Raw genomic sequence first — 1,270 nt, 5'->3', positions numbered from 1 at the left:
TGACCTGCCACTGAATTTTCATCCGGCTGCAGTTAGAGCCTCGGCGGGTTTTACGCCGTATGGCGCGGGTTGAGCAACGGGTGATCGGCGGAGCTGGTCGGGGTTGCGCAGCCGATCGTCCGTTGCGGTGAGATTGGCGGCATAGGCCGCAGGCGTGAGGTATCCGAGTGCCGAATGTGGTCGCGATCGGTTGTAGTCGTCTGCCCATTCGGCGATGGTTGTTCGGGCATGGTCGAGGCCGAGGAACAGGGTTTCGTTCAGCAACTCGTCCCGCATCCGCCCGTTGAAGCTTTCGCAGAAGCCGTTCTGCATCGGCTTGCCCGGCGCGATGAAGTGCCATTCCACCTGATGATCCTTCGACCAGGCGAGGATCGCGTTCGAGGTGAACTCGGTGCCGTGGTCAGAGACGATCATGCCCGGCTTGCCGCGCCGGGCGATCAGTTCCGTCAGTTCACGCGCCACCCGGCGGCCGGAGATCGAGGTGTCCGGGATCGCAGCCAAACATTCGCGCGTCACGTCGTCGACGATGTTGAGGACGCGGAAGCGCCGGCCGCAGCCGAACTGGTCATGCACGAAATCCAGCGACCAGCGCGCGTTCGGCTTCGCCTGGACCCGGATCGGTGCCCGCGTTCCTACCGCTCGGCGCCTGGAGCGTCGCTTGCGCACGGCCAGTCCTTCTTCGCGGTATAGCCGGTAGATGCGGTTGATACCCGATGCCTCGCCTTCGCGCCTGAGCAGAATGAACAGCCGCCGATAGCCGAAGCGCCGGCGCTCGTTGGCCAGGTCGCGTAGCCGGCCGCGCAGTGCCGCCTCAGGTGGGCGACAAGAACGATACCGGATCATCTTGCGATCAGCGCCCACAAAGGAACAGGCCCGCCGCTCCGACAGGCCCATCGTGGCCTGCAGATGCGCGACGGCTTCGCGCTTGGCGGCGGGCCCTACCATTTTTTTGAAAGAAGCTCGCGCAGTGCCGACGCTTCGAGCATCTGGTCGGCGAGCAGCTTCTTCAGCTTCGCGTTCTCGTCTTCCAAGGCTTTCAGCCGTTTGGCATCGGAGACGTCCATCCCGCCATACTTCGCCTTCCAGTTATACAGCGTCGCCTCGGAGATCCCATGCTTGCGCGCCAGATCGCCCGCCTTTGCTCCCGCCTCGTGCTCACGCAGAACCGCGATGATCTGCTCTTCCGTAAACCGCTTTCTCTTCATCAGTCCGTCCTTCAATCGAGGCCGGACTCTAATCTCAGATGGAGGAAATTACCCGTGGCAGGTCA

The 1,270-nt window shown here is 63.0% G+C and carries 1 protein-coding gene and 1 pseudogene; both read right to left on the bottom strand.

The window, feature by feature from the left end; translation table 11 throughout:
- Positions 1-18: 18 nt before the first annotated feature.
- Entirely contained in the window at positions 19-1,086 is a 1,068-nt protein-coding gene (locus AC0L2P_RS32115; RefSeq protein ID WP_473507233.1) for an IS3 family transposase, read from the bottom strand.
- Positions 1,053-1,205: pseudogene (locus tag AC0L2P_RS32110) on the bottom strand (transposase); the annotation flags it as partial. The pseudogene AC0L2P_RS32110 and the gene AC0L2P_RS32115, both read right to left, overlap by 34 nt.
- Positions 1,206-1,270: the final 65 nt, after the last annotated feature.

This window comes from Mesorhizobium sp. WSM4836, assembly GCF_055811815.1.
Note: the sequence above shows the minus strand (reverse complement) of the source record. Positions and strands in the feature narration are given on the sequence as shown.